The sequence below is a fragment of the Corallococcus macrosporus genome, from assembly GCF_017302985.1.
Classification (GTDB): Bacteria; Myxococcota; Myxococcia; order Myxococcales; family Myxococcaceae; genus Corallococcus; species Corallococcus macrosporus_A.
Genome location: NZ_JAFIMU010000002.1, coordinates 328,299 through 348,146 on the forward strand (window position 1 = coordinate 328,299; position 19,848 = coordinate 348,146).

Below are 19,848 nucleotides of genomic sequence, written 5' to 3' on the forward strand. Positions count from 1 at the left end.
GCTATGGTCGGGCGCGGCGGGCCGGACGGCCAGGGAGCGCGATGAGCGACCAGCAGCGCGGGACAGTGGTGGGGCGGTGGGGGCCGGTGGCGCTGGCCGTGGTCCTGTGCGGCCTCTTCTTCTTCCGGGCCCTCTCCTCGTCCGGCGTCTTCCTGGGTGGGGACGCGCTGCGGGTCTTCCTCCCCATGCGGGCCTACTGGGCCTCGCGCGTGTCGGCCCTCGAGTTCCCCGACTGGCTCCCCTATGACGGGCTGGGCCAGTCCTTCCCCGGCATCTTCATCACCGGGACGTTCCACCCGTTGATGTGGCCGCACCTCGTCCTGCCGCTCGGGCTCGCGGCGAAGGTGGCGCTCCTGGGCTGTTTCCTCCTGGCGCTGGGCGGCACATACGCCCTCGTGCGGGCCTGGGACGTGCCGCGCGCGGGCGCGCTGTTCGCGGGCGTGACGTTCGCGTTCTGCGGCTACCTGGTCTGCATCACCAACAACCCCACCTACCTCCAGGCGGCGAGCACGCTGCCCGGAGTGCTCTGGCTCGCGCTGCGGTTCCTGCGTCAGCCGGACCTTGCCCGGTTGACGCTCGCGGGCATGGGGCTGGCCCTGCTGGCGTTCGCCGGGGATGCCCAGGCCTTCGTCATGGCCAACGCGCTCATCGTGTGCCTGACGGCCCTGGAGCCACACGCCGGGCCGTGGCGCCGGCGCGTGACGGCGTGCGCGCTGCTCATCCTCGCCGGGGGGCTGCTGGCCGCGCCGCAGCTGCTGCCCGCCGCGGCGCTCGTCTCCGGCTCGGAGCCGGGCGCGCGTTCGCTCGGGGAGGCGCAGCGCTTCTCGCTCCACCCGCTGCGGCTCTGGGAGCTCGTCCTGGGGCCCTTCCTGGCGGACGCACGGGGCACGCAGGGCATCCCCTACGTCGTCGTGACGCACCTGGTCCCGTCCGGAGGGTTCGGCCGCGCCTGGGTGGACTCGGTGTACCTGGGGACGCCCGCCTGGGTGCTGGCGCTGGCGGGGCTGGCCGCCTCCGCACGGCAGTGGCGCGCCTGGGCGTTCGTGGGGCTCTGGGGCGTGCTGCTCGCGCTCTGCCTGGGGGACGCGCTGCCGGTGTACGGCTGGGCCTACCACCTCATCCCGTTCTGGAAGCCCTTCCGCTACCCGGAGAAGCTGGTGCCGCTCGTGTCCCTGGGGCTCGCGGTCGCCGCGGGCCTGGGGTGGAAGCGGTGTCTGGGCGCGGGAGGCCCGGTCCGGCCCGTCGTCTGGGTGGGGGCGCTCATGGCGCTGCCGTTCGCGGGGGTGGCGCTGGCGGAAGGGCGCGGCCAGTGGTGGAGCGAGCACTGGCTGCGCGCCCGCTGGCCGGACGTGCCCGGCCCCGTGCTGCGGGGCTTGTCCGACAACGTCGTCGCCACGACGGCGACGGCGGCGCTGCTCGCGTTCGCCTGCGCGGCGCTGGCCCTCCTGCGCGAGCGGCCCGCCCTCCGCGGCTCGCTGCTCGTGGTCCTGCAGTGGGGAGCGCTCACGTGGGCCCACGAGCCGCTCTACCAGCTGTCTCCTGAAGAGCTGCTGAGCACCCCGCCCGCCTTCGTCGAGCACATCCGCGCGCGCTTTCCTTCGCCGGAGCCCGTCCGGGTGGCCTCGTCGCTGCGCGAAACCACGCCGCCGCGCCTGCCCGGGCTGAACTACCACGACAGCCTGCACCTGACGCTGCTGTCCGCCCTGGCCCCGGACATGGTGGCGATGTGGGGCCTGGAGAGCGCGAACGAGTACCTGCCCGGGGTCAGCCCCCGCGTGCGCCAGCTCAAGGCGGACCGGGTGCAGTGGTTCACGCGGCTCGCGCCCCGGCTGGGCACGCGGTTCCTCGCCTACGCCACGTCGGAGCATGCGGCGTTCGCGGCCCGGCTGAGCGTGCGGAGCACCTTCACGGATCCGCTGCTGGGCCTGACGCTCGTGGAGTACGCGGATGCCGTGCCTCGCGTCCTGCTGGCCCGTCCCGAGTGCGTGGCCGGACGGGACGAAGCCGCGCGGCGGATGCTGTCCGCCACGCTCCCGCCGCCAGACGTCGCCCTCGTGGAGTGCACCGCCCCGCTGCCCGCCACGCCGGAGGGACCGCTGGGCCCGGTGCGCGTGCTGCCGGGCACCCCCGAGCACCTCACCGTGGAGGTGGATGCGCGCGCTCCCGCGGTCCTCGTCGTCAACGACGCCTTCCAACCCGGCTGGCGCGCGACGCTGGACGGACAGGACGTCGCCATCCTGCCCGCCAACGTGGCCGTGCGCGCGGTGGCGGTCCCCGCCGGCCGGCACGTGGTGGAGCTCCGCTACCGCACGCCGGGCCTGACCGCGGGGCTCATCGTGGGGGCCGCCGCGTGGGTGGGGCTCCTGCTGGCCTGCCTGGGAACGCGCTACGTCCCCAGGCGCCGGGCAGCAGGGGGCTAACGGAAGTCGCGCCGCTCGAAGATGGTGATGGCCAGGGTGATGAGCACCAGCGTCCACGCCAGGCTGTAGCCCACGCCGGACAGGAACGTGGAGGCGTCCACCGGCAGCGCGTACGTGGCCTGGGGCCGGAAGTTCACCCGCTCCAGGTTGGGCAGCAGGTAGTAGATGGTCTTGCCAATCGCCTGGACCGCGCCGCTCTCCGAGCGGTTGGCGATCATGTACAGGTCGCCCGTCAGGTGACCCGTGAAGTACATGCCCGTGGTCGCGATGGCGGACACCGCCGGCCCCGCGAAGCTGGAGAACAGGATGCCCACGCTGCTGAGAATCAGCAGCTCGAACCACAGCCCCGCGCTCGCCAGGAGCTGGGTCGACGTGATGTCCGCGCCGAACAGCAGCAGCTCTCCCAGGAAGATGAGCGTCATCGCCACCAGCAGCACGCCCAGGGTCAGCATGTTGCCCGCGAGCCGCGCCAGGAGGAACTGACGGCGCGACACGGGCTTGCTCACCACCAGGAAGATGGTGCGCCGCTCGATCTCCCGGCTGAGCAGGCTGCTGGACAGGAAGATGGTGAGGAAGACCAGGATGATGCTCATCATCCCCAGGCCGAAGTCCGTCAGCACGCGGTCGAACGTCGCGACCGTCACCTCCGTCACCAGCGTGGAGGACAGCAGCACCACCGCGGTGAACACGCCCACCACCACCGTCACCCGGTTGCGGCGCGCCTCGCGAAAACCATTCCACATCATCGCGGTGAAGGCGCTCACGTGTTGATCTCCCCGCCCACGCTGGACGCGCGGCCTGATTCCTTCAAGGCATTCATGAACAGCTGCTCCAGGGAGAAGCGGGCCGGCTGCATCCGGTTCACCCGGCCGCCGGCGCCCAGCACGCTCCCCAGCAGCCGCTGGCTGTCCACGTCCGCCACCTGCAACATCACGCGCCCGTCCAGCGCCTGCACCGACTCCAGCGGAATGCCCAGTCCCCGGACCTGCTCGGAGTTCATTCCCTCCACCACCACCTCCATGGCCGACGCCTGCGCGGACACCAGCTCCTGCACGCTGCCCTCGCGCACCCGCCGGCCGCCCACCAGCACCGCCAGCCGGTCGCACAGCGATTCCACGTCCGGGATGATGTGGCTGCAGAACAGGACCGTGGTCCCCTTCTGCCGCTCCGCCAGGATGAGGTCGCGGATCTGCCGGCGCCCCAGCGGATCCAGACCGCTCGTGGGCTCATCCAGGATGAGCAGCTTCGGCCGGCTCACCAGCGCCTGCGCCAGGGCCACGCGCTGCACCATGCCCTTGGAGTAGCGGCGGATCTGCAGCTTCTCCGCGCCCGCCATCTCCACCGCGCCCAGCACCTCCGTCACGCGCCCGTCCAGCTCGTGTCCGGACAGGCCCGCCAGCTGGCCCGCCAGCGTCACGAACTCACGGCCCGTGAGGTATTCGTAGGGCGCCGGGTTCTCCGGCACGAAGCCCACCAGCCGGCGCGTCTCGGCGTCCTCCACCGGCTTCCCGAAGAGCCGCGCCGTGCCCCCGCTGGGGCGCACCAGGTTCATGAGGATCTTGATGGTGGTGGACTTGCCCGCGCCGTTGGGCCCCAGCAGACCGTAGATCTGCCCGGCGTCCACCCGCAGGTCCATGGACTGCAGGGCCCGCACGGTGCGGTTGAACCAGAAGCCGACCTTGTAGGTCTTGTGGAGCCCCTGCGCCTGGATGGGCGGGGCTTCAGGGTTGGGCGTCGTCATGGCTTGTCACTCGGGGCTTGGGCACCAGGCGTTCACCGTCCTCGCCGCGCTCGTCCTGCACGAGCTCCATGCGGAAGCGCACGGCATCGGAATACGCGCGGCCATCCTCGCCCAGGAAGAGGTGGCCTCCCAGCGGATCCTCGGGGAGCCGGGGGAGGTCGCCCGCGGTCACCAGCACGGCGAGTGACTGGGGCAGGTGGCCCTCGCGCGCGCGGTAGCGGGCAATGGCTTCATCCACCGTGCGCAGCATGCGCTCCTGGAGGATCTCCTGGACGCGGTGCTCGTAGAAGGCGCGGGTCTCCGGGTCCTCGGAGCCGTCGCGCAGGGCCATGCTGAGCGACAGGCCGCTGTCGAAGTCACCCGACTGCGCGTACAGACGCGTGGCCAGGGCTGAATACCAGGAGGGCGCATCCGGCCGCCGGGACAGCTCCTGGATGATGTCCGCCGCCTCCTTGTACTTCTTCTCGAAGAACATGAGGTTGTAGGCGAGCTGGAAGGCGATCCGCTCGTTGCTCGGCAGGTGCTTGCTCCCCTTGCGCAGCAGGGCGGAGGACTCCGCGACGTTGGCGTACTCCCCCTTGCCCAGGTGGACGGGGAGGGTGATGCCTCCGTAGACGTACGGGTGCCGGAACAGGGGATCCAGGTCCGTGACGAGGTCCGCGTAGTCGTACACGCTCCGGTACTCGTCCACCGTGTTCGCGCTCCCGATGCGGTTGAGCATCAGGATCCAGAAGTAGTCGGTGACGAGCCCCAGCTGCGACTTGAACAGGGCCGTGAGCAGCCCGGGGCGTGGGAGCAGGGCGCCGCCTCCCTGCTTCTGCATCCGCTGCGGCGGGGCGGACAGCACGGCCACCAGCAGCAGACCCGGGATGAATCGAAGCGCAGACGACTTGACCATGGGTCCACTCAACGAAAATGGGGCGCCCTGAAAATCCGGGCGCCCCATCGATTCTGCCATCAACCTTCCAACCCGTCAGCAGGCAACGCGGCGGGCGGAGGGAGACGGATTACTCGCAGCTGACGTCGTTGTACGCGTTGCTCGGCTCGCCCGCGGCCGTCAGGGTCGTGTCGACGCCGCAGGTGTTGGCCAGGGTCGCGCCCGTCGGGTTGGACGTGATGCCCCACGCGTCGCCGGCCTCGTCGTTGTCGACGTTACCGACCGCGTTCGCGCTGAAGAAGCAGTTGGGGCAGTCCGCCGCGGCAGGCTGCACGCCCAGGGCCGCGATGGCGTCCTTGGCGGCCGGCACCTTCGGGAACTTGCCCGAGTCCTGGCCGATGCAGCCCTTGTTGGCGTTCGCGCGCGCGTTGGCGGCGGTGCCCTCGGCGCAGCTCGCCGCCAGGCCGTAGCTGTAGCGGTTCGCGGGCTCCGGATCGAAACCGATGACCGTGAAGTCGGAGACGTACTTGTCCTTCTCACCGAAGTACGACTTCTGCGCGGTGAAGATGGCCTTGAGGTTCGTCTTGGCCTCGGACTGCTTCGACTTCGCCTGGAAGCGGATGAAGTTCGGGATGGCGATGGCGGCCAGGATGCCGATGATGGCGACCACGATCATCAGCTCGATGAGGGTGAAGCCACCCTTCTTCCGGAAGAGACGGTTCATCATGTTTGGGAACTCCGCGGCAGGCAGAGGGGGGTTGAACGACGTGCGAACTCTTAGCACGAAGAGTGCCACGCCGAACAATCCGCCCAACCCCCGGGATTCCCAGGGCAGGCGGCCGGGGCAGGGGATGGATCAGCCGGGGACCTGCCAATTTTTGTCACCGGCGCTGACGGTTTTCGTCCTCCATCGCGCAGTCGCCAGCTCCGGAAGCGGCGGGTAGGATTCCGGGCTCCGTGACGTTCACCTACGCGCCGGGCTGGGCCGAGCCCCTCTTCATCCTCTTCCTGTTCATCCTCGGCCTGTGCATCGGCTCCTTCCTCAATGTCGTCATCGCGCGGGTGCCAGAAGGACTGAGCATCGTGCGGCCCGGCTCCCGCTGCCCGAAGTGCGGGCATGTCCTCTCCTGGTACGAGAACATCCCCGTCCTGTCGTGGCTGGGGCTGCGCGGGAAGTGCCGCGGCTGCGGCATGCCCATCTCCCCGCGCTATGTGATGGTGGAGCTGCTCACGGGGCTGTTGTTCCTCGCGTGTCTCAAGCGCTTTGACTGGACGTACGAGCTGGTGCCCGCGCTGGTGCTGGTGTTCCTGCTGGTGCCGCTCACCTTCATCGACCTGGAACATTGGATCCTCCCGTTCTCGCTGACGCTGCCGGGCATCGCCGCGGGCGTGCTGCTGGCCATTCCGCGGGGCGGCGGCGCGGTGGCGCAGGCGGCGCTGGGCGCGGCGGTGGGCTTCCTCGGCTTCCGGCTGATGGAGTACGTGGGCTGGCGCGCCTTCAAGCGCGAGGCGCTGGGCGGCGGGGACAAGTTCCTCGTCGCGCTCCTGGGCGCGTTCCTGGGCTGGCACTCGCTGCTGGGCATCCTCTTCTTCTCGTCGCTGCAGGGCTCCATCGTGGGCGTGGCGCTGCTCGCCTTCACGGGAAGGGCGGGTCCGCGCGGCGCGGAGGAATCCACAGCCGAGCCTCCGCCGCCCCAGGCCCCTGAATCCGACGTGTCCCTCACGCCGCCGCCAGAGACTCCCGTGGAGGAAGAGGCGGAGCCCGAGCCCACGATGACGTGGGACTTCACGAAGCCCGGCCTGCCCCCGTGGAAGCGGATCGTGCTCGTCCCCTGGTGCCTGCTCTTCCAGCCCATCCCCGACGCGGAGCTGGACGAAGCGGGGGAGGAGGAGGAGTGGGTCCCCGGTCCCACCAACATCCCCTTCGGTCCGTGGCTGGCGCTGGCGGGGCTGGAGGTGATGCTCCTGGGCCCCTGGCTCGCGCGCGTGCTGCCGCTGGACGTGGCGCTGATGCTCGGGGGGACGCGGTGAGCGGCCCCGGGCCGGTGCCGGGATGAAGTGGCGCATCGCCAGCGTGGCGTTCCTCCTGGGCTCGCTGTCCACGGGCCTGTCGTGGCTCACGCTGCAGCCGGTGTTGATCCGCCTGCTGGACACGGCGCGCCGGCTGGCGCTGCCCGGGTCGCTGGACATGGAGGGCCTGGCGCGGATCCGCGCCTTCCTGCCGCTGGCGCTGGGGCTGGACCTGCTGGTGCTGACGGTCCTGGCCTACGGCGTGCTGTACCTGGCGGTGGGCCGTCCGCTGCACGCCATGGAGAAGTCCGTGGAGCAGTTGGGCCGGCTGCAACTGGACGTGCCGCTCTCCGGGCAGGGCGGGCCATTCCTGTCGCGCATCCAGCGCGAGCTGCGGCGCATGGCGGAGGCGCTGCGCCAGGAGCAGGCCCTCACGCGCTCGCAGCTGGAGGCGCTGCGCGAGGCGAACGCGCGGCTCGCGCGGGCACAGACGGAGCTGGTCGCCTCCGAGCGGCTGGCCACGGTGGGCAAGCTGGCCGCGGGCGTGGCGCACGAGGTGGGCAACCCGCTGGCGGGCATCCTGGGCTACCTCTCCCTGGCGCGCTCCCGGGCGCAGGGGCCGGAGCTGAAGGACTTCCTGGAGCGCATCGACCACGAGGTGCTCCGCATCGACCGCATCGTGCGGGGGCTGCTGGACCTGGGGCGTCCGGCCAGCCCCCAGCCCGGGCCGGTGGACGTGGGGCAGGTGGTGGAGACGTGCGTGCGGCTGGTGCGCGCCGGACCGGAGCTGGACCGGGTGGACGTCACCCTGGAGGTGGCGCCCGGGCTGCTGGCCCGCGCGGATCCGGGCCCCCTGTCGCAGATCCTCATCAACCTGCTGCTCAACGCCGCCCAGGCCATGGGGGGCGAGGGCCGCGTGCGCGTCTCCACGCGGAGTGAGAACGCGCTCGTGGTGGTGGAGGTGCAGGACAGCGGTCCGGGCCTGTCCCCGGAGGTGCGGGCGCACCTCTTCGAGCCGTTCTTCACCACCAAGGGCCGGCAGGGCACGGGCCTGGGACTCGCGGTGTCGCTGAACCTGGCCCAGGGCATGGGCGGCCGGCTGGACGCGCGCGACGGCGCGGGCGGCGGCGCGTGCTTCCGTTTGTCCCTTCCAGCGGCCTGACGGCGTGGCCGGACGGCATATGATGGGCGGCACCCCATGCCCCTCTTCCGCACCGTCCTCGTCGCCGACGACGAGCCGTCCATCCGCCACATCCTCACCCTGGTGCTGACCGACAAGGGCTACGACGTGCGCGCCGTCGCGGACGGAGACGAGGCCCTGCGCGAGCTGTCCACCCGCGCCTACGACGTCCTGGTGACGGACGTGCGCATGCCCAAGCGCGACGGGCTGTCGGTGCTCAAGGCCGCGCTCGCGGAGCAGCCCGGCCTCACCGTGGTGGTGATGAGCGCGTATGGCTCCCAGGAGCAGGCGCTGGAGGCGGTGCAGGCGGGCGCGTACGACTACGTCCAGAAGCCCTTCAAGCCGGAGGAGATCGTCCTCGTCCTGCGCAAGGCGCAGGAGCGCGAGCGGCTGGTGCGCGAGAACCGCCGCCTGCACGAGGCGCAGCTTCCCGGCGCGTCCGGGGGCCACATCCTGGGCCAGAGCGCCGCGCTCCAGGCGGTGCTCAAGCAGGTGGCGCGCGTGGCGCCCGTGGACACCACGGTGCTCATCTCCGGGGAGAGCGGCACCGGCAAGGAGCTCATCGCGCGCGAGCTGCACGGCCAGAGCCGCCGCGCCGCCATGCCCTTCGTCGCCGTCAACTGCGGCGCCATCCCCCACGGCCTCCTGGAGAGCGAGCTGTTCGGCCACGCGAAGGGCGCCTTCACCGACGCGCGCACCGCCCGCCGCGGCCTGTTCGCGGAGGCCGACGGCGGCACGCTGTTCCTCGACGAGGTGGGTGAGCTGCCCCTGGGCGCGCAGGTGAAGCTCTTGCGCGTGCTTCAGGAGGGGGAGATCCGCCCGGTGGGCGAGAGCCGTGTGGAGCGCGTGGACGTGCGCGTGGTGGCCGCCACGCTGCGCGACCTGGGCAAGCTGGTAGAGAAGGGGGACTTCCGCGAGGACCTCTACTACCGCCTCAACGTGGTGAACCTCACGCTGCCGCCCCTGCGCGAGCGCCGCGAGGACATCCCGCTGCTCGCCCGCGCCTTCCTCCACCGCTTCAACCGCGAGCTCAACCGTGATCCACCGGTGGAGGGCTTCACCCCGGAGGCGGAAGCCCTGATGACGGCCTACGCCTGGCCGGGCAACGTGCGCGAGCTGGAGAACGCCATGGAGCGCGCGGTGCTGCTCGCGGAGGGCACCCACGTCGCGCCTGGCAGCCTGCCGGAAAAGCTGTGGGCGGCTTCCGCACCCGCTCCGGCCGGGACGGCCGCGCCGCTACAGGCCGGGGGCGACCTGTCGCTCAAGCGCGCCATCCGGGAGCTGGAGGAGTCCTACATCCGGGCGGCGCTGCGGCGCACGAAGGGCAACCGCACCCGGGCGGCGGAGGTGCTGGACATCAGCCACCGGGCGCTCCTCTACAAGATCAAGGAGTACGGCATCGATCCGGACGCCGAGGGCACCCGGACCTGAGGGCAGGGGAGTGGCCCGCCCGCCGACCGTCCAGTAATCCCCGGGCAGGAATCCTCCGCCGCCATTTGACGGAACGCCGCCGGGGCCGGAAAATCGGGCCTCCGCGAAGGTGTGGGTCCGGGGGCGCGGTCGTGGCTGGCTTTCACGGCGCTCCCCCGTCCGCAGGGCGGCCGGGCGCCAAGCACTTTTTAGGAGGGGTATCAAGCCGGTGCTACGCTGGCCGCCTCTCCGATGGAGTTACGCATGGCGAAGGGCAAACTGGCACTCGGGCTGGATATCGGGTCGACGTCGATCAAGATGATCATGCTCAAGGAGCAGCGCAAGCGCGGTGAAGTTGGCTACGCGCTCCAGAGCTTCGGAATGAAGCCGCTGCCTCCGGAAGCCATCGTGGACGGCGCGCTGATGAACTCCACGGCCATCGTCCAGGCCGTCCAGGAGCTGATGTCCGAACTGAAGGTCAAGGGCAAGGACGTCGCCATCGGCGTGTCCGGCCACTCGGTCATCATCAAGAAGATCCAGATGCCCCGCATGAGCCAGGAAGAGCTCGAGGAGAGCATCCAGTGGGAGGCGGAGCAGTACATCCCCTTCGACGTGAAGGACGTGAACATCGACACGCAGATCCTCGACGGCGGCGGCAACGACGCCACCGGTCAGATGGACGTGCTGCTGGTGGCCGCCAAGAAGGACATGATCAACGACTACACCACCGTGGTCTCCGAGGCGGGCCTCGCGCCGGTGGTGGTGGACGTGGACGCGTTCGCCGTCCAGAACATGTTCTCCACGAACTACGAGCTGCCGGACAAGGAGACCGTCGTCCTCATCAACGCCGGCGCCTCCGTGGTGAACATCAACATCATCGCCAACGGCGTCACCGTCTTCACCCGTGACGTGACCATCGGCGGCAACCAGTTCACCGAGGAGATCCAGAAGCAGCTCAACGTCTCCTACGAGGAGGCGGAGGCGCTGAAGATCGGCGGCAACCGCGCGGACGCGGACGCCGTCGTTCCCCAGGACGTGGAGCGCGTGCTCTCCAGCGTCGCGGAGCAGGTGGCCGGCGAAATCCAGCGCTCGCTGGACTTCTACGCGGGCACCGCCGCGGACTCGAACTTCACCAAGGTCTACCTCTCCGGCGGCACCGCGAAGATCCCCGCCCTGTTCAAGACCATCGAGGCGCGAACCGGCGTGCCGGTGGAGATCCTCAACCCGTTCCGGAAGATTGAAGTGGACAACCGCAAGTTCGACCCCGCGTTCATCATGGACGTGGCGCCCATGGCCGCGGTGGCCGTGGGACTGGCGCTCCGGCGCCCGGGCGACAAGCTGGGCTGATACCGCTCTGACCGACCTTGAGGAACTGAACGCACATGATGATCCGAATCAACCTGCTGCCCGTCCGGGCGGTGAAGAAGCGGGAGATGGGCCGGCAGATCCTGGCCCTCTACGCCGCGGTCCTGATCGCCGCGGTGGTCGGCAATTACTTCTGGTTCGCGGACCGTGACGGCGAACTGGAGCGCACCAAGCAGGGCATCGCCCAGACGCGCGCGAAGATCGCGGAGCTGGAGAAGGTCATCGGCGAGGTGACCAACATCAACGCCCGCAAGGCGGAGGTGGAGAAGAAGCTCGCGGTGCTGGACACACTGCGCAAGGGCCGCAACGGGCCGGTGCGCATGCTGGACGCGCTGTCCTCCGCCATGCCCAAGAAGGTCTGGCTCAAGGACTTCGTGGAGGCCTCCAACAGCGTCACCATCAACGGCGGCGCGGTCAGCCACGACGAGGTCGCCGAGCTGATGCGCGGCCTGGGCGGCATGGTGTGGACGCCCAAGGGCATGGGGCGCCTGGTGGATCAGGGCCGTGGCGTCAGCAAGACGTCGCGCGTGGAGCTCTTCAACACGGAGACCGCCAGCGTGGAGGAGTTCTCCGCCAGCGACATCAAGCCCTTCTTCGGAAACATCGAACTGACCAACGCGGTGCAGACCAAGCCCAACCAGGCCGGGGCCGCGTCCTTCGTCGAGTTCAAGCTCACCCTCACCGCCAACTACGCCATCTGATTGGCGGCGAAGGACCCCTGTCATGGAAAAATACCTGGATCAACTCGCGAAGGCCCCTCCCGCGGCGAAGTTCGGCGGGCTCGCGGCCATCGTCGTCCTGCTGACCGTGGGCAACTTCTTCTCCTTCATCCAGCCCACGGAAGAGGACATCGCCCGCCGCCAGTCGGAGCGCCGGACGCTGGACCTGGAGCTCGCGGAGAAGAGCGAGATCGCCCAGAACCTCAACGAGCGCCGTCGTGAGATGGACGTGCTCGAGCAGAAGCTGGCGGAGGCCCTCACGGAGCTGCCGGAGCGGCGCGACATGGAAGAGCTGCTCGCGCAGATCAACGACATCGGCAAGAAGTCCGGCCTGGAGATCTCCCGCGTGGAGCCCGACCGCGAGTACGTCGAGGGCGGCGAGTTCTTCGCGCGCATCCCCATCAAGATGACGGTGAGCGGCAACTACCACGAGATCGCCATGTTCCTGCAGGAGATGGCGAACATGCGCCGCATCGTGAACGTCAACAACATCAAGCTCGATGGCGCGACCCTGAAGAACGAGAAGGTGGTCCTCCAGAGCAGCTTCCTGGCGACGACGTTCCGGTTCATCGAGAAGAAGAGCAACTAGAAACTTGATCCGCCCGGCAACTGGGGCGACAAGGGATGACGCGGATGAAGACGTTCAAGTCCACGATGACCGCTGCGGTGATGGCGCTGACCCTGTCCGCTTGTGAGGACTCGCCCCCAGCCCCGCCACCTGCTCCTCCCAAGGCCGCCGCCCCCGCGCCGGCCCCGGTGGAGGAGAAGACCGAGGCGTCGGCGGCGCCACCGTTCGTCTACACCTATAGCCCGGTGGGCAAGCGGGATCCGTTCCGCAGTCCGCTGGAGGAGCTCGGGCCGGTGGCGCGTGACGCACCGGAGCGTGCCTGCAACGAACCCCTGTGCGTGTTCGACCTCGACCAGCTCAAGCTGGTGGCGGTCGTCACGGGGGATGCCAGCCCGCTGGCGATGGTCGAGGACCCCCTGGGCCGCGGCCACATCGTCCGGCGCAACACCCGCGTGGGGCGCCAGGGCGGCAAGGTCACACAGATTCTAAGGGACTCGGTCACCGTCACCGAGGTCTTCACGGGTGCCAAGGGCGAACTCATCAGCAACCCGGTGAGTCTCCAGCTCAAGGCGGATGGCGTGAAGGACCCCGCCTACAACCTGATGACGGGCAAGAACTGGGAGTAGCGCCCCACGGCGCGCCCGCGGGCAGTCGTCGCCCGCTTCCAACTTGTTGAGGGGACGCATGCTCGAGCAGAGCGCTGTGACGAGGGGCAAGTGGATCATGGCGGCCGCATGGGCGGTCGTCCTGGCAAGCGCCAAGGTGTACGGCGCGGATCTCAATACGCTGCGGGACCTGCAGGTGTCCCGGACGGGAGCCGGTGCCCAGGTCGTGGTGACCGGGACCCGGCCGCCCACCTTCACCGTCTTCCGGCTCAGTGGGCCGGAGCGGCTGGTGGTGGACCTGTCGTCCGCGGACGCCACCGGCATCAAGGGGCACCACGACGGCACCGGTCCGGTGTCCGGCGTGGTGGCCGCCCAGTTCTCCGACGCGCGCGCCAGCGTGGGCCGCGTGCTGGTGGCGCTGGATCAGGCCTCCCAGTACGACGTCCGCGCGGAGGGCAACCGCGTGGTCATCTCCGTGGACGGCTCACCGGTGGCCCCCGCCGCCGCGACCGCCCAGGCTCCGGCGGCTGAGGCGAAGCCGGTGGCCCCCGCCGCCGCGCCGAAGCCCGCCCCCTTGCAGGTGGCCGCCGCCGAGCCCGTGAAGCCGGAGCCGGTGAAGCCCGCGCCGGTGGTGGAGGCGATGGTGGCGGTGGTGCCGGAGGAGGGGACCTCCTCGAAGGCGGCCCCGTCCCAGGCGCCCGGCCGTGAGAACGTGGTCGCCACGGAGGCGGATGAGCGCGACGTGGCCCACCCGGCCCAGCGCATCACCCGGCTGTCCCTGGACGGCGACGCGCTGCGCGTCGGCGCCGACGGCGACATCGCCCGCTATGAGGTCCTGGAGCTGGTGGACCCGCCGCGCCTGGCCGTGGACGTGTACGGCGTGGGCCTGAGCGCGAAGGCGCCCAAGGTGAAGGGCAACCTGCTCAAGGACGTGCGCGTGGGCGCGCACGAGGACAAGGTGCGCCTGGTCCTCGTGGCCAAGGGCGACATGCCCGCGTACCGCGTGGACCGCTCCGAGCGCGGCCTGGAGGTGGTGTTGGGCGGCGCGGTGGCGCGCAAGCCGAAGCCCTCCCAGCCTCGCGACGCGGTGGCGGAGACCGAGCCGCTGCGCCCGCAGCCCCTGCCGGTGCAGGAGGCCGCGAAGCCGCAGCCCGCCGTGGCGCAGGCCGCGCCGCAGCCGGCGGCGGTGGAGGTCAAGGACCTGTCCTTCGACGAGAGCCCCACGGGCGGCCGCGTGCAGCTGAAGCTGTCCGGCGCGACGGCGTGGAAGGTGGACCGTCCGGATCCGCGCAGCGCGGTGCTGACGCTGGAGAACGCGCGCCTGCCCAAGAAGCTGGAGCGCAGCCTGGACACCAGCGCGCTGGACACGCCGGTGAAGATGATCAGCGCCTTCAGCGTCCCCGGTGAGGGCCGCAAGGTGCGCCTGGTGGTCGCCGCGGACGGCGCCATCGAGGAGAACGTCACCCAGGGCGCCAACAGCCTGAGCTGGCGGCTGGACGTGCAGGGCGTGAAGACGGAGGAGGTCGCCGTCACCCAGCGCACCGCCGGCTTCACGGCGGAGGCCCCGGCGTACGCGGCGGAGGGCGCGCCCCAGCAGGCGCGCTACCGCGGCAAGCGCGTGTCCTTCGAGTTCAAGGACATCGACATCCAGAACCTGCTGCGCGTCATCGCGGAGATCTCCAAGCGCAACATCGTCGTGGCCGACGACGTCGGTGGCCGCGTGACCATCCGCCTGCGCAACGTGCCCTGGGACCAGGCGCTGGACCTCATCCTGCGCACCAAGCAGCTGGGCCAGGAGCAGGTGGGCAACATCATCCGCATCGCGCCGCTGAAGACGCTGGAAGAGGAGGCGCGGCTGCGCCAGGAGCGCAAGAAGTCGCTGCAGCAGCAGGAGGACCTGCTGGTCAGCCTGGTGCCGGTGAACTACGCGGTGGCCGGTGAGATGTCGTCGCGCGTGAAGGACGTGCTCAGCGACCGTGGCTCGGTGACGGTGGACACGCGCACCAACGTGCTCATCATCAAGGACATCCGCTCCAACACGGAGAAGGCGCGCGCCCTGGTGCGCAGCCTGGACACGCAGACGCCGCAGGTCCTCATCGAGAGCCGCATCGTGGAGGCGAGCACCACCTTCAGCCGCAACCTGGGCGTGCAGTGGGGTGGCCAGACGCGCCTGTCCACCGCGACGGGCAACCCCACCGGCCTCATCTTCCCCAGCACCGTCGGTGTGACGGGCGGCTCGCCTGGCGGGGCCGCGGGTGTTCCGGCCCAGCCCAACTTCGCGGTGAACCTGCCGGCGGCGGTGGGTGAGGGCCTCGGTGGCGCCATGGGCTTCGCCTTCGGTTCCGCGGGCGGCGCCGTGCAGCTCAACCTGCGCCTGTCCGCGGCGGAGACCGAGGGCACGGTGAAGACCATCTCCTCGCCCAAGGTCACCACGCTGGACAACAACACGGCCCGCATCAGCCAGGGTCTGTCCATCCCGTTCAGCCAGACGTCGGCCGGCGGCGTGAACACGACCTTCGTCGAAGCGCGCCTGTCGCTGGAAGTCACGCCGCACATCACCCAGGACGGCAGCATCCTCATGTCCATCGCGGCGCAGAACAACCAGCCGGACCCGTCCAACACGGGCGCCAACGGCCAGCCCTCCATCCAGCGCAAGGAGGCCCAGACCCAGGTCCTGGTGAAGGACGGCGACACGACGGTCATCGGCGGCATCTACGTCCGCCGGGGCAGCACGCGGGTGAACTCGGTGCCCTTCCTGTCGAAGATCCCCGTGCTCGGCTTCTTCTTCCGGAACACGAACGACACGGACGAGCGGCAGGAGCTGCTCATCTTCATCACGCCTCGCATCCTCAACCGGCAGACCATCGCGCAGAGCCTCTAACGGCTTCGCGCCCTGATTGAGAGAGACCAGTCCAATGAAGCCTTTCTTCATCGCGGCGGCCCTGTCGCTCGGGCTCTTCTCGTGCTCCGAGAGCGCTCCCGCTGTCCAGATCACCCAGATCAAGCTGCCCGACGCCAGCTGCTCGGTGGACACGGAAGCGCCCGGGATCGCGAGCGGCCAGCTCAACTTCGAGTATGGCCGCAGCTACGTCCTGGCCTTCCTCGTGAACAACAGCTACAGCGCGACGCCCATTTCCGTCGGGGATAACCCGCTGGAGCCAGACGGCGTCGAGGGGGGCGCCGCCACCGCGTTCGTCACCACGCTGCGGCTGTCCTACGACACGACGCCGAGCCTCTCCATCCCCGATGCGGAGGTGCCCTACGCGGGCGGCCTGAATCCCTCTTCGCAGGGCAACGTCCTCGTGACCGGCCTGCTCACGTCGGAGGCCTCGGGGATCCTGTCGGAGGCGACGAAGGGCGGGGACGTCCAGGTGCGCGTCACCGTCCAGTTCGCGGGGGAGTACGGCTCGGGCAGCAAGGAGTTCGAGACGAACGAGATCGTCTACACGATCAACGCCATCCGCCGGAACTTCGGCGTCGCTGACTGCAAGGCCGGCGAGGTGCCCGAGCCCGGAGCCCCGTGCGGTTCGCCGGGTGGCCAGGATGGCAACCTCCCCTCGTGCAAGGTTCCGCAGCCGTGAGCCGGGCACCCATCACCACGCCCCGGGAGGACCATGTCTTTTCGCACGCACCTTGAAGCGGTGGTGAACCAGGTGGACGGAGCCCTCGCGTGCAGCGTGATGGGCTTCGACGGCATCTCCGTGGACACGTTCCAGAAGGACGAGGCCACGGAGCTGGACGTCTCCGGCACCTGGGTGGAGTACGCCAACCTGCTCACGCAGTTGAAGAACGCGGCCGAGTCGCTGAAGACGGGCACCGTCACCGAGGTGTCCGTCAACAGCGAGAAGGTCCTCACCGTGATGCGCCTGCTGACGCCGGAGTACTTCCTGGTGCTGGCCCTGCGCGCGGACGGGAATTTCGGCAAGGGGCGCTATGTCCTGCGCGTCACCGCGCCGCAGGTGAAGGCGGAGTTGTAGCCGCGCACGTCCGCTCGGGCAGGAGCTTGTCGAGCCTGCCCGGCGACGCAGCGTGCCTCCGCTTTCCTCTTTGCAGGAACCAGGGCATGGGCTAGACACCCCGGACTTTCGCCTTTACGTCTGTATGAAGGAGTCGGTCCCATGGCCGGGTTTGTCGACACGTCCGAATTCCGCAATGGTTTGAAGATCTTGTGGGAGGACAAGCCGTACGTCATCGAGTACTTCCAGCACGTCAAGCCTGGAAAGGGCTCCTCCTTCACGCGCACGAAGATCCGCAGCCTGCTGGACGGTCGCGTCCTGGAGCCCACGCTGAAGTCCGGCGACAAGGTGGGCACGCCGGACATCGAGTCCAAGGACATGCAGTACCTGTATGTCCAGGACGGCGACTACTACTTCATGGACAAGAAGAACTTCGAGCAGACCTTCCTGTCCAAGGAAGGCCTCGGAGAGGCCGTGAACTTCCTGAAGGAGAATCTCGACGTGGAGATCCTCTTCTGGAACGGCAAGGCCATCAACGTGTCGGTGCCGAACTCGGTGGACCTCAAGGTCACCAAGTGCGACCCGGGCGTGCGCGGCGACACCGTGTCCGGCGCCCTGAAGCCCGCCACGCTGGAGACCGGCTTCACCGTCAACGTCCCCCTGTTCATCAACGAGGGCGACGTGCTGAAGATCGACACGCGTGAAGGTGGCAAGTACCTCACCCGCGTGTCCACCGCGGGCTGAGAGCAGCTTCCCTTCACCTGGCGACCCGGGAGGGGTCTGAATGGCAACGAAGCGCAAGGCAACCCGGTCGCCCGAGTCCTCGGGTGCGGCCTCCGGACGGGATTCGGGCACCACGTCGCTGGACGTGGAGGCCCTCCGGCAGATCGTCGAAATCCTGGAGGCTTCCGACGTCACCCGGCTGGTGTGGACGCGGGGGCCGGAGAAGCTCTACATCCGCCGCGGTCACGCGCCGGAGACGACCATCGTCCACCACACGGCGCCTTCGGGCCCCGGGGTGACGGTGTCGCCGCCGGTGGAGTACGCCGCTCCCGCCGCGCCCCGTGCGGCGCCCCCCGCCGCGCCCGCGGCTCCGGCCGCCGCGGCGGCTGCGGAGAAGCCCGCGGAGAAGCCGGGCCACCAGGTGACGAGCCCCTTCGTGGGGACGTTCTACCGGACCCCCGCGCCGGACCAGCCCCCGTTCGTGGACGTGGGCACGGTGGTGCGCAAGGGCCAGGTGCTCTGCATCGTGGAAGCGATGAAGTTGATGAACGAAATCGAGTCCGAGGTCTCCGGCCGCATCGCCGAGGTCCTCGTGGAGAACGGTCGCCCGGTGGAGTTCGGCCAGGCGCTGTTCCGCATCGAGCCGGCCTGAGTCACTCGTCGTCTGGCGCGTCCGGCCCGCATCGGGCGGGGCGCGCCGCGCCTTGAAGGCCCTCGCGTTAGGAGCACGGCCGTGTTCAAGAAGGTCCTGGTCGCCAACCGCGGGGAGATTGCCCTGCGGGTCATCCGCGCATGCCGTGAGCTGGGCATCGCCACCGTGGCGGTGCACTCCACCGCCGACGCCAACGCGCTGCACGTGCGCTTCGCGGACGAGGCCGTCTGCATCGGGCCGCCTCCGTCCAAGGAGAGCTACCTCAACGTGCCGCAGCTGCTCTCCGCGGCTGAAATCACGCGCGCGGACGCCATCCACCCGGGCTACGGCTTCCTGTCGGAGAACGCCGAGTTCGCGGAGGTCTGCGAGAACTGCAAGATCCGCTTCATTGGCCCGCGTCCGGAGATGCTGCGGCTGATGGGCAACAAGGTGCGCGCGCGCGCCGCGGCCCGCGAGGCCGGCATGCCGCTGCTGCCGGGCAGCCCCGGCGTGGTGAAGGATCCGCGCGAGGCGGAGGCGTTCGCCAAGGAGATCGGCTTCCCGGTCATCCTGAAGGCGGCGGCGGGCGGCGGCGGCAAGGGCATGAAGATCGTCCGCGAGCCCGGCGTGCTCGCGCAGGCGTTCTCCACCGCGCAGGCGGAGGCCCTGGCGTCCTTCAACAACGGCGACCTCTACATCGAGCGGTACGTGGAGAAGCCGCGCCACATCGAAATCCAGATCGTCGCGGACGAGCACGGGAACATCATCCACCTCAACGAGCGTGAGTGCTCCGTGCAGCGGCGGCACCAGAAGCTCATTGAAGAGAGCCCGTCCCCCGCGCTCACGCCGGAGCTGCGCCAGCGCATGGGCGAGGTGTCCGTCGCCGCGATGCGGAAGCTCCGCTACAACAACGTGGGCACCATCGAGTACCTGCTCGACGAGCGCGGCGAGTTCTACTTCATGGAGATGAACACGCGCATCCAGGTGGAGCACCCCGTGACGGAGCTGGTCATGGGCGTGGACCTGGTCCGTGAGCAGATCCGCATGGCCTACGGGCACCCCCTGCGCTTCAAGCAGGAGGACGTGCAGATCCGCGGGCACGCCATCGAGTGCCGCGTGAACGCGGAGGACCCCGTCACGTTCGCGCCGTGGCCGGGGAAGATCACCGGCTACAGCGTGCCGGGCGGCTACGGCGTGCGCGTGGACTCCGCCGCGTACGAGAACTACACGGTGCTGCCGCACTACGACAGCCTGCTGTCGAAGCTCATCGTCCACGCGGAGGACCGCGAGACGGCCATCCGCCGCATGCAGCGCGCGCTCTCCGAGTACGTCGTGGAGGGCATCCGCACGAACATCCCGTTCCACCGGGCCGCACTGGCGGAGGAGTCCTTCCAGGAGGGCAACTACGACACCCGCTTCGTGGAGCGGCTGCTGGCGAGCGAGACGGGTTCGCGCCGGCTCAAGAAGGCCGTGGAAGAGACGCCGTAGCGCTCACCGTGAGGGCACGGAACACCCGCCGGGCGGACGAGCGTCCAGGCGGGTGATCCAGCCCCGGGGGGTGGAAGGCTGTTTCTTGACCCGCGTTGGAGGATTCCGTTAGCCTCCAAAGCTCCCCCCCAGAGAAGGACTGAAACCCGCGAAGT

General features: G+C 69.7%; 18 protein-coding genes. 14 read left to right on the forward strand and 4 right to left on the reverse strand.

Annotated features, from left to right (window positions below; translation table 11 throughout):
* Nucleotides 1-41 precede the first annotated feature (41 nt).
* On the forward strand, nucleotides 42-2,420 hold the full coding sequence (locus tag JYK02_RS01705; protein ID WP_207048101.1) for a YfhO family protein: 2,379 nt from the start codon (nucleotides 42-44) through the stop codon (nucleotides 2,418-2,420).
* Here the strand turns inward: JYK02_RS01705 and JYK02_RS01710 are convergent.
* The 4 genes from JYK02_RS01710 to JYK02_RS01725 form a co-directional block, all read right to left on the reverse strand.
* Nucleotides 2,417-3,184: an ABC transporter permease subunit gene (locus JYK02_RS01710; RefSeq protein WP_207048102.1), complete on the reverse strand. Its 768-nt coding sequence runs from the start codon at nucleotides 3,182-3,184 to the stop codon at nucleotides 2,417-2,419. The two genes, JYK02_RS01705 and JYK02_RS01710, sit on opposite strands and share 4 nt — an antisense overlap.
* A complete protein-coding gene (locus tag JYK02_RS01715) occupies nucleotides 3,181-4,161 on the reverse strand; it encodes an ABC transporter ATP-binding protein (protein ID WP_207048103.1) in 981 nt (326 codons plus the stop codon). Before JYK02_RS01715 ends, JYK02_RS01710 begins: the two co-directional genes overlap by 4 nt.
* A complete protein-coding gene (locus tag JYK02_RS01720; protein WP_207048104.1) occupies nucleotides 4,142-5,059 on the reverse strand; it encodes a tetratricopeptide repeat protein in 918 nt (305 codons plus the stop codon). The genes JYK02_RS01715 and JYK02_RS01720 overlap by 20 nt, the downstream gene beginning before the upstream one ends.
* A gap of 109 nt (nucleotides 5,060-5,168) precedes the next feature.
* Complete coding sequence (locus JYK02_RS01725; RefSeq protein ID WP_207048105.1) at nucleotides 5,169-5,765, reverse strand: type IV pilin protein; 597 nt, start codon at nucleotides 5,763-5,765, stop codon at nucleotides 5,169-5,171.
* A gap of 230 nt (nucleotides 5,766-5,995) precedes the next feature.
* Between JYK02_RS01725 and JYK02_RS01730 the strand changes: the two genes are divergently transcribed.
* From JYK02_RS01730 to accC, 13 genes are all read left to right on the forward strand, one after another.
* Nucleotides 5,996-7,069: a prepilin peptidase gene (locus tag JYK02_RS01730; protein ID WP_207048106.1), complete on the forward strand. Its 1,074-nt coding sequence runs from the start codon at nucleotides 5,996-5,998 to the stop codon at nucleotides 7,067-7,069.
* Between the two features lie 22 nt (nucleotides 7,070-7,091).
* Nucleotides 7,092-8,210 carry a sensor histidine kinase gene (locus JYK02_RS01735; protein ID WP_207048107.1) on the forward strand — a complete coding sequence of 373 codons (1,119 nt, stop codon included), beginning with the start codon at nucleotides 7,092-7,094 and terminating at the stop codon, nucleotides 8,208-8,210.
* Between the two features lie 36 nt (nucleotides 8,211-8,246).
* Nucleotides 8,247-9,659, forward strand: a complete 1,413-nt coding sequence (locus tag JYK02_RS01740) for a sigma-54-dependent transcriptional regulator (protein ID WP_207048108.1) — start codon at nucleotides 8,247-8,249, stop codon at nucleotides 9,657-9,659.
* A 243-nt stretch (nucleotides 9,660-9,902) separates the two neighbouring features.
* The gene (pilM, locus tag JYK02_RS01745) at nucleotides 9,903-10,985 is read left to right on the forward strand and encodes a type IV pilus assembly protein PilM (protein ID WP_014399064.1); all 1,083 of its coding nucleotides are present in this window, start codon (nucleotides 9,903-9,905) and stop codon (nucleotides 10,983-10,985) included.
* 35 nt (nucleotides 10,986-11,020) lie between these two features.
* Complete coding sequence (locus tag JYK02_RS01750; protein ID WP_207048109.1) at nucleotides 11,021-11,704, forward strand: PilN domain-containing protein; 684 nt, start codon at nucleotides 11,021-11,023, stop codon at nucleotides 11,702-11,704.
* Between the two features lie 22 nt (nucleotides 11,705-11,726).
* Complete coding sequence (locus tag JYK02_RS01755) at nucleotides 11,727-12,311, forward strand: type 4a pilus biogenesis protein PilO (protein ID WP_207048110.1); 585 nt, start codon at nucleotides 11,727-11,729, stop codon at nucleotides 12,309-12,311.
* Between the two features lie 44 nt (nucleotides 12,312-12,355).
* Complete coding sequence (locus JYK02_RS01760) at nucleotides 12,356-12,916, forward strand: pilus assembly protein PilP (protein WP_207048111.1); 561 nt, start codon at nucleotides 12,356-12,358, stop codon at nucleotides 12,914-12,916.
* Between the two features lie 58 nt (nucleotides 12,917-12,974).
* Nucleotides 12,975-15,776, forward strand: a complete 2,802-nt coding sequence (gene pilQ, locus JYK02_RS01765) for a type IV pilus secretin PilQ (RefSeq protein ID WP_207048112.1) — start codon at nucleotides 12,975-12,977, stop codon at nucleotides 15,774-15,776.
* A gap of 34 nt (nucleotides 15,777-15,810) precedes the next feature.
* Nucleotides 15,811-16,476, forward strand: a complete 666-nt coding sequence (locus JYK02_RS01770) for a hypothetical protein (RefSeq protein WP_207048113.1) — start codon at nucleotides 15,811-15,813, stop codon at nucleotides 16,474-16,476.
* Nucleotides 16,477-16,509: 33 nt separating this feature from the next.
* Nucleotides 16,510-16,872: a roadblock/LC7 domain-containing protein gene (locus JYK02_RS01775; protein ID WP_120525949.1), complete on the forward strand. Its 363-nt coding sequence runs from the start codon at nucleotides 16,510-16,512 to the stop codon at nucleotides 16,870-16,872.
* Between the two features lie 141 nt (nucleotides 16,873-17,013).
* A complete protein-coding gene (efp, locus tag JYK02_RS01780) occupies nucleotides 17,014-17,595 on the forward strand; it encodes an elongation factor P (protein WP_207048114.1) in 582 nt (193 codons plus the stop codon).
* A gap of 40 nt (nucleotides 17,596-17,635) precedes the next feature.
* The gene (accB, locus tag JYK02_RS01785) at nucleotides 17,636-18,226 is read left to right on the forward strand and encodes an acetyl-CoA carboxylase biotin carboxyl carrier protein (protein WP_207048115.1); all 591 of its coding nucleotides are present in this window, start codon (nucleotides 17,636-17,638) and stop codon (nucleotides 18,224-18,226) included.
* A gap of 81 nt (nucleotides 18,227-18,307) precedes the next feature.
* A complete protein-coding gene (gene accC, locus JYK02_RS01790; RefSeq protein WP_207048116.1) occupies nucleotides 18,308-19,693 on the forward strand; it encodes an acetyl-CoA carboxylase biotin carboxylase subunit in 1,386 nt (461 codons plus the stop codon).
* Nucleotides 19,694-19,848: the final 155 nt, after the last annotated feature.

Excerpts from the sequence above, each read along its gene's own strand:
- JYK02_RS01705 (WP_207048101.1), top strand. The coding sequence starts at position 42 with ATGAGCGACCAGCAGCGCGGGACAGTGGTGGGGCGGTGGGGGCCGGTG.
- JYK02_RS01715 (WP_207048103.1), bottom strand. The coding sequence starts at position 4,161 with ATGACGACGCCCAACCCTGAAGCCCCGCCCATCCAGGCGCAGGGGCTC.
- JYK02_RS01720 (WP_207048104.1), bottom strand. The coding sequence starts at position 5,059 with ATGGTCAAGTCGTCTGCGCTTCGATTCATCCCGGGTCTGCTGCTGGTG.
- JYK02_RS01725 (WP_207048105.1), bottom strand. The coding sequence starts at position 5,765 with ATGATGAACCGTCTCTTCCGGAAGAAGGGTGGCTTCACCCTCATCGAG.
- JYK02_RS01735 (WP_207048107.1), top strand. The coding sequence starts at position 7,092 with ATGAAGTGGCGCATCGCCAGCGTGGCGTTCCTCCTGGGCTCGCTGTCC.
- JYK02_RS01740 (WP_207048108.1), top strand. The coding sequence starts at position 8,247 with ATGCCCCTCTTCCGCACCGTCCTCGTCGCCGACGACGAGCCGTCCATC.
- pilM (WP_014399064.1), top strand. The coding sequence starts at position 9,903 with ATGGCGAAGGGCAAACTGGCACTCGGGCTGGATATCGGGTCGACGTCG.
- JYK02_RS01750 (WP_207048109.1), top strand. The coding sequence starts at position 11,021 with ATGATGATCCGAATCAACCTGCTGCCCGTCCGGGCGGTGAAGAAGCGG.
- JYK02_RS01755 (WP_207048110.1), top strand. The coding sequence starts at position 11,727 with ATGGAAAAATACCTGGATCAACTCGCGAAGGCCCCTCCCGCGGCGAAG.
- JYK02_RS01760 (WP_207048111.1), top strand. The coding sequence starts at position 12,356 with ATGAAGACGTTCAAGTCCACGATGACCGCTGCGGTGATGGCGCTGACC.
- pilQ (WP_207048112.1), top strand. The coding sequence starts at position 12,975 with ATGCTCGAGCAGAGCGCTGTGACGAGGGGCAAGTGGATCATGGCGGCC.
- JYK02_RS01770 (WP_207048113.1), top strand. The coding sequence starts at position 15,811 with ATGAAGCCTTTCTTCATCGCGGCGGCCCTGTCGCTCGGGCTCTTCTCG.
- JYK02_RS01775 (WP_120525949.1), top strand. The coding sequence starts at position 16,510 with ATGTCTTTTCGCACGCACCTTGAAGCGGTGGTGAACCAGGTGGACGGA.
- efp (WP_207048114.1), top strand. The coding sequence starts at position 17,014 with ATGGCCGGGTTTGTCGACACGTCCGAATTCCGCAATGGTTTGAAGATC.
- accB (WP_207048115.1), top strand. The coding sequence starts at position 17,636 with ATGGCAACGAAGCGCAAGGCAACCCGGTCGCCCGAGTCCTCGGGTGCG.